Annotated in this window: 5 protein-coding genes; 1 reads left to right on the plus strand and 4 read right to left on the minus strand. The window is 41.4% G+C overall.

All coding sequences use genetic code 11. The annotated features are described in order from the left end of the window. Positions 1–33 precede the first annotated feature (33 nt). The 4 genes from NIES592_RS21055 to NIES592_RS21070 form a co-directional block, all read right to left on the minus strand. Positions 34–1,248 carry an FHA domain-containing serine/threonine-protein kinase gene (locus NIES592_RS21055; RefSeq protein WP_062245549.1) on the minus strand — a complete coding sequence of 405 codons (1,215 nt, stop codon included), beginning with the start codon at positions 1,246–1,248 and terminating at the stop codon, positions 34–36. 116 nt (positions 1,249–1,364) lie between these two features. Next, positions 1,365–3,410 carry a serine/threonine phosphatase gene (locus NIES592_RS21060; RefSeq protein ID WP_073556789.1) on the minus strand — a complete coding sequence of 682 codons (2,046 nt, stop codon included), beginning with the start codon at positions 3,408–3,410 and terminating at the stop codon, positions 1,365–1,367. Positions 3,411–3,736: 326 nt separating this feature from the next. Continuing rightward, the gene (locus NIES592_RS21065; RefSeq protein WP_073556790.1) at positions 3,737–5,416 is read right to left on the minus strand and encodes a sensor histidine kinase; all 1,680 of its coding nucleotides are present in this window, start codon (positions 5,414–5,416) and stop codon (positions 3,737–3,739) included. A gap of 161 nt (positions 5,417–5,577) precedes the next feature. Beyond that, positions 5,578–6,234 carry an rRNA large subunit pseudouridine synthase E gene (locus NIES592_RS21070; RefSeq protein WP_073556791.1) on the minus strand — a complete coding sequence of 219 codons (657 nt, stop codon included), beginning with the start codon at positions 6,232–6,234 and terminating at the stop codon, positions 5,578–5,580. A gap of 98 nt (positions 6,235–6,332) precedes the next feature. Between NIES592_RS21070 and NIES592_RS21075 the strand changes: the two genes are divergently transcribed. Continuing rightward, on the plus strand, positions 6,333–6,860 hold the full coding sequence (locus NIES592_RS21075; protein ID WP_073556792.1) for a hypothetical protein: 528 nt from the start codon (positions 6,333–6,335) through the stop codon (positions 6,858–6,860). The last annotated feature ends 62 nt before the right edge of the window (positions 6,861–6,922 follow it).

Consider the following 6,922-nt stretch of genomic DNA (forward strand, 5'->3'; position numbering starts at 1 on the left):
ACTAACTATCAACAATCAACAACCTACTCTTTACTATTCACAAGCAGCCAAGGCTAGAGCTAAGTCCCTAGCTGTTTGATAGCGATCGCGTGGCAATGGTTGTGTAACACGATTAATTACTTCTGCTAGTTTAGGGGTAATAGTGGGGACTTTTGTCAAATCAAACCGAAAGCTTCGCCCTTGCTGACGGTAAAACTTGAAAGGATTTTCACCACTGAGCAGATAGATGAGTGTTGGACCAATGGCATATAAATCAGATTGGGTGAGAGGTTGTCCCCGTTCCTGTTCAGGGGCGCAATAACCTTCTGCACCAATTCGAGTACCTGGTGCAGTACCAACAATTTCTTTCACTGCGCCAAAATCTAACACAACTATGCCATTATTTGAATTCCGCACCATCAAGTTTGCAGGTTTTATATCGCGGTGAATTAGCGGAGGTTCTTGGCTATGCAAATAGTCTAAGATGTCGCAGGTTTGGATCATCCAAGTGATCGCCTGAGATGGAGTCACAGGACCTTTGTATAAAATCAATTTTTCTAAATCCTGGCCATGAACTAATTCCATCGCCAGATATCTTTTTCCTCCTTCCTCAAAAAAATCATAATATTTGGGAATGCCTGGATGGTGAAGAGATTTGAGAGTGTTGGCCTCTCTTTCAAATAGTTCACGGGCCTTAGCAATTTTTGCCATGTCAGCATTCATTTGCTTTAACACCAAAAGCTGAGGCTGTCCGCTGATTTTTCCAGTTTCATCCCAAGCTAGATAAGTTGTACCCATACCTCCCTGTCCCAGTGTCCGCAAAACGTGATAATCGCGAATGGTTTTGAGGACAGTCAGCGGTTGACCACAATGGATACAAAACAGATTGTTGGGGGAATTTCCTTCGTGGGTACAATTACTAAGCGAGTGTGTAGGTCTGTTTTGCACCCTTGTCTGCTGGATGTGAAACTTGAGGATTGGCCCTCCCCGCGCCAATTGCAACAGCGAATCATTTGGTACAGGACTTTGAGTTACCAGCACACCATTAAGAAAAGTACCATTCGTACCTTTACTAATCACCTGCCAGGAACCGCCATCATAACCAGAACTGATTTGTCTGAGTTCAAGATGGTGTCGCGATACAAGAGTATCGGTTAAAACAACATGATTATCCGCCGAACGACCAATCCGAATCACGGACTCGTTTTCAAAATGCCACTCCTGGAGGGGCGTTTTTTGTTGCGGTTCTAACAGGGTCAGAATAACCACATTACAAAGTAACTAAGGGAATGGGAATTGTTGGTTGTTGATTGTCGATTGTTGGTAGTTGGTAGTTGATTGTTGGTAGGTTCTCCAAACAACAAACACCAAAGAACAAACATCCACTAACCATTAACCATATTTTGACTATCTAAATTTGGGCGTACTTTTGCCCTAATCAATACAATGGTGATGTTGTCATGACCATTGTAATCGTTTGCCAAATCAATTAAATCCCTGACGCCAGTTTCCAGGTTAGCACCGGAACTTAGCAGGGGAAGTAAATGAGTTGAATAGCGAGTTTCTAGTAGATCATTATCTGATAAACCGTCTGATGCTAAGATAAACAGGGTGTCTTCCGCAATATCCAAAAATTGCACATCGGCAGAAATTGAGTGTTCATCACGGGGACCAAGGGCTTGTGTGAGTTGGTATGCATCTGGTCGGGTATATGCCACACTAGGCTCTACTCCTCGCGAGATTTCTCGCTGACCAACTTCATGATCTACTGTTATTTGTTCTAAGCCCCCCTTGCGAGTCAGACGATAAAGCCGACTATCACCTACATGGGCTACGGCTGCTTGAGTATCTTGAATTAACAGCATCACCAAAGTCGTACCCATGCGCCCAACACCAGATCGGGCATCTTGTTGATTAATGTTGTAAATTGCTTGGTTTGCTTGTCCTACTGCTTCACGGATTTGTTCTTCTGTAGGTAATTTATTATCGACCCAATGAGTTTGAAAGTATTGTTGCACGGTGTTTACAGCCAAGGCACTGGCTACTTCCCCACCAGCATGTCCACCCATACCATCACAAAGAATATACAAAGCACGGGCTTGGACATTGCGGCTAGTGGGCAATTCCAGCCTAGTTATTTTGGTATCAATACCAAAGTAGTCTTCGTTATGATGTCGTTGACGCCCAACATCGGTAAGTCCGGCGTGTTCTAAGCTGATTAGCTGCATTGGTAGGACTACCGTCGGCATATCATCATTTTTTGAGACATTGTCTTCTTGCGGCTCACCTAATTGCAAAATTGTCGGTGAATTGGTAGCTAAATCGACTGTTGCAGTCACATCTGAGTCATCGAAACTGGAGGTTGGTTGCAATTCTGTAGCGATCGCTTGCAAACTAGACTGTAACTGTAACAAATTATCAATCTTACCTGCTTCCAAATCTGTCAAAAGTTGTAACAAAGAACCAAATTGTGTACGCTGAGACTCTCTAAAAAGCTTGTGCCAAACTTGGGCCAAAGCTTGAATATTTAAGACATTTTCAATTTGTTCAGGTGTGTTATTTTCTTCATGAGTCAGCATGTTGCTAGTACTGCTTTGCTGAAACGGTGACCCATATAACATTTGTAACGCTACTGCTTGGTCTTCATCTAACCGCAGATTCGATAAATCCAACAGACTGTGACAACAATTTAGGGGTTCTAGCAGCGCCCAAAGTTGTGTCATCTGATAAAAGCAGTTGATCATTTGTAGACAACTGGTTGACTCATCGCGCCATAAATCTAGCAAGTACTTCCAATCAGAACGGTCTTCAATGAGTACTACCTGTATGTTTTCGTTCTGCCATGCATCGTGAATAGGCGGTATACCTTGATGAGTATAAGCTGCTAAAGCAACATATGCTTTAGCAGAAACAGGAACACCACTAGCCTCCATCGCAGGCGTTACTAGTCCCTGATACTGGTTAGCAATCATTGCTTCCAAAGGAGAAACCTGGTAAGGCAGACAATCTAAAACTCTCACATACACTTGAGTATGAGGCGCCACGTCTCCCAAGTTTGGCAATGGTTCTAGCAACTGATAGCGCTTTTGCTGGTCTAAGTAGGGATATTCTGGTAGAAGAGATAAGGTAGAAGCAGAAACAGAGACTACCTGAGGTGGTAATGTGGAGTCACTCCCACTCTCGTCGCTACCGCCTATCTCCTTCTCTGATTCATTAAAATCTCTTTCTGTTACTTCTACATCTCCTACCTTGGTAATAATTGCCCACCAAACTCTGCCACATTCAGCACCGCAGTTATGACACTGTTGTGCATCCACAGGCACTTGGGTATCACATTGTAGACAGAACTTGTGGGTCAGGGACGCCCCACATTTTTGACAGAATTTGTTGGAAATGGGGTTTTCAAATTTACACTGAGGGCAAATCAGCATTGTGGAAGTTCCTTAATTCCCGCTCCAAGGTGCTTGTGGCTACTACGCTCAAAGTGCCACAATCGGCAGCCCCTGCCTATAGTAGACCTACAAATGATTGTAGTTTTACATGTGAGTTTTTGTGGCAGTCTTAATTTTTACGCATCTTAGCCAAACATTTTGATATCTCGGCAAGTTGACTCCTCACAATAACTTGCCATTAAAATAATCTTAAGCAGCATATTACAACACATTTCTTTAAATTTGGTAATAAGTAATTAAGTAATGGGTAATGGGTAATTGGTAATTTAGATACTGATATTGTCCTATGCCCCATGCCCGAGGTTTTATGCCAATGGAAGTTGAATAGTAAAACAAGTAAGATTTGACCCACTTTCTACTTTAATAGTTCCCCCCATGTATTTGATAAGCTTTTGTACCAATGCTAACCCTAATCCTGTACCTCCCTGTTTCCAAGGATCATTGCTGGGAATACGATAGAATTTTTCAAAAATGCGTGGCAATTCAGATATAGGGATTTCTGCACCATCATTACTGACTTGAATTTGCATGAAATTAGCTTTTGACTGAGCAGTAATAATAATTTCTGCACCTGGAGGACTAAATTTACAAGCATTTGTCAACAGTTCTATTAAAATACGCTCCAAGCTAAATTGATCGCAAATGAAACTGGGAAGATTATCAGCTATCCTCATCTGTAAATTGTGCAAAGAACTGTTGCGGTTGCGTGCTTGAAATAGTTCCACTACTCTTTCTAACCATTCTTGGACTTGAATAGTTTCTAATACTAGAGGTTTGGCAGTTGTATCCAGACGCTGTAAATCTAAAAAGTTATTAATTAGATTGATTTCTCGATCACATTCATTATTTAAAATTTGGAAATAACGAGCCACTTTTGATCTTTGTGCATGGGGTTTTGCCATCTCTAAGAGCAAGTTTTGCTCTTGATTAAGTGCAATTCCTAGCATTTGTATCGCCATTTTCATGTTGGTGAGTGGTGTCCGTAGTTCGTGAGAAACCGTACTGAGAAATTCATCTTTGAGGCGATTGAGGTTTTCTAATTCTTCTAATTGTGCTTGTGTCGCTTTTTGGCTTTCTTTAAGAGCAACTTCCGCTAATTTTCGCTCTGTGATATCTATAGCTGAACCAATATAACCAGCAAAGTTTCCACTGGGAGTAAATCGAGGGACGCCAGTATTTAAAATCCAACGATATTCTCCATCAGCACGCTTGAAGCGATATTCTATTTGAAACTTCGTACGTATATTGAAGGCGGTTTCGTAGGTTTGTGTACAGAAATTTTTATCTTCGGGATGTATTCCTTCCAGCCAACCCAAACCTTGCTCTTGTTCCTGATTACGTCCAGTAAATTCTAACCATAACTGGTTAAAAAAATTACACAATCCTTTGGAGTCAGCCATCCACAACATCACAGGTGCAGTATTGGCCATAGTGTGAAAGCGCTGTTCACTTTCTCGCAAGGCATCTTCCGAAAGCTTATGAGAAGTTATGTCTTCAAAAACCATTGAAATCAATGGATTTTCCTTTTCAGGATGCAGTACCCTTACCACTACTTTTACCCATTTCATTTGACTGGTAGGACAGTTTAAGCGCAGTTCAAGATTGACAATTTCGTTTTCTCGTGCATCCTCAAATAGCTTTCTCAATGCATGAGATAGCCTGTGCTGTTCTGATTGAACAAATAAATTCAGAATAGACTGTTGTACCAATTCTTCTGGAGAATAGCCAAGACTAGTAGCACCAAATTTATTGACAGATAATATTACTCCATTTTTATTGATTATTAAGTACACACAAGGTATATTTTCATACAGTTTGCGATACCATAACAGTTCTTCTTGGGTACGACGCCAGGATTCTGCTGTGCAATTTTCGACTTCGGAGGCTCTTTCTGGTACAAGTCCCAAGCGTACAGGTGTTGCAGAAACCATATCATTTTGTTGTTGGCAAGCGTGATGCCAGCTAGATGGCTGATTAAGGCTCATAGAACTTAAGCTTGCACCCAAGCGCTGATGTTAACTAAGGAGGTCAAAAATAAAAGAGTATTATACTGCTTATAGCGTAATTTCTGTGAAAAAAATCTAATAAAAACTTATATTAAGAAGAATACAGGGAACTCTTAACAGGAAAAAGTTTTTTTCATAAGTTAGTGGTGAAATTGTTTCATCGGAAATGCCTTTGTTTGTAATCCATTTTGTTTTCTTGAGGAGCGATTTGAAAAAGTTAAGTTATTTAGTGACTTTATTTCCTGTGGCGTCAAATCACGCCATTGGCCTGGTTTGAGATTATCTAAGTGTAAGTCAGCGATCGCCACTCGCACTAGTCGTAAAGTCGGAAATCCCACAGCCGCCGTCATTCTCCGTACTTGCCGATTTTTTCCCTCTGTCAAAACCATCTCCAGCCATGTTGTCGGTACATTCTTACGAAATCGAATTGGCGGGTCCCGCTCAGGTAAAATTGATTCTGCTGACAACAGCCTCACTTTAGCTGGCCGAGTATGGTAATCCTGAATTATTACACCTGTTTCTAATTTTTCTAGAGCCGCAACATCAGGAATGCGTTCCACCTGTACCCAGTAAGTTCGCTCATGTCCAAATCGAGGATCACAGAGTCGATGTTTGAGTTGTCCGTGATTTGTCAACAACAATAAACCCTCACTATCCCAGTCTAAACGACCCACCGGATAAACATCTGGAATCGAAATATAATCTTTTAAAGTGCTACGAGTTGGAGTATCTTGAGTAAATTGGCACAAAACTCCATAGGGTTTATAAAACAAAATATATCGATAATGATTTGTCATTGCTCAATTGTCATTGGTTGGTTGTTGGTTGTTCGTTGTCTTGCTTGTCTTTCTCCCCACCTCCCTATTGACCCTAATCCCCACTCGCTCAGGGGAGTATGGTCTTCATTACTATTGGTTTAGCAAATAACCCACTTTTTGCTAATTCGTCAAGGCGTAGTAGTGGTGACAAAGAATTTAGTAAGATGGTAGCCCGTCATCACGCTGCCCTTGTCACGAGTGGCACATTTTGGCTTAAAGCGCCAAAGAAACTGTTATGGGTAATATGTATGGTAGCTGGAGGAAGATTCCTAAAGTACAGTAAGTGGGAAGACTTTGGTACTAATTTGGGTTTGCGATCAGGAAACAAACCTGAAATGATCACCGCTCATAAATTGGCACGTATTTTTCATCGCCTTTGGACATCTGGCGAACACTATACTGACCCTGGTATTGATGCTTACGAACAACAGTATCTAGACCGGATACTTAAAAACCTGAAGATAAAAGCTCAAGCTTTTGGCTTAGGACTCATCCCTATTTCTGACTCAACGCTAGGAGTGATTATACTTTCCCAAAGTAACACTGCAATAAAAATAAACGAACAAGCCGTTCCAGAAACATCTAGAACGGCTCCTGTTATGTAAATAATATCCTGGCATCGAGCTATTTTTGCAGGAGGTGTCCCTCCAACTATCGTTGCCGCAGC

This window comes from Fischerella major NIES-592, from assembly GCF_001904645.1.
GTDB classification, from domain to species: domain Bacteria; phylum Cyanobacteriota; class Cyanobacteriia; order Cyanobacteriales; family Nostocaceae; genus Fischerella; species Fischerella thermalis.

Bases quoted from the DNA above. Each gene is read 5' to 3' on its own strand.
- NIES592_RS21060 (WP_073556789.1), bottom strand. From the start codon at position 3,410: ATGCTGATTTGCCCTCAGTGTAAATTTGAAAACCCCATTTCCAACAAA.
- NIES592_RS21065 (WP_073556790.1), bottom strand. From the start codon at position 5,416: ATGAGCCTTAATCAGCCATCTAGCTGGCATCACGCTTGCCAACAACAA.
- NIES592_RS21070 (WP_073556791.1), bottom strand. From the start codon at position 6,234: ATGACAAATCATTATCGATATATTTTGTTTTATAAACCCTATGGAGTT.
- NIES592_RS21075 (WP_073556792.1), top strand. From the start codon at position 6,333: ATGGTCTTCATTACTATTGGTTTAGCAAATAACCCACTTTTTGCTAAT.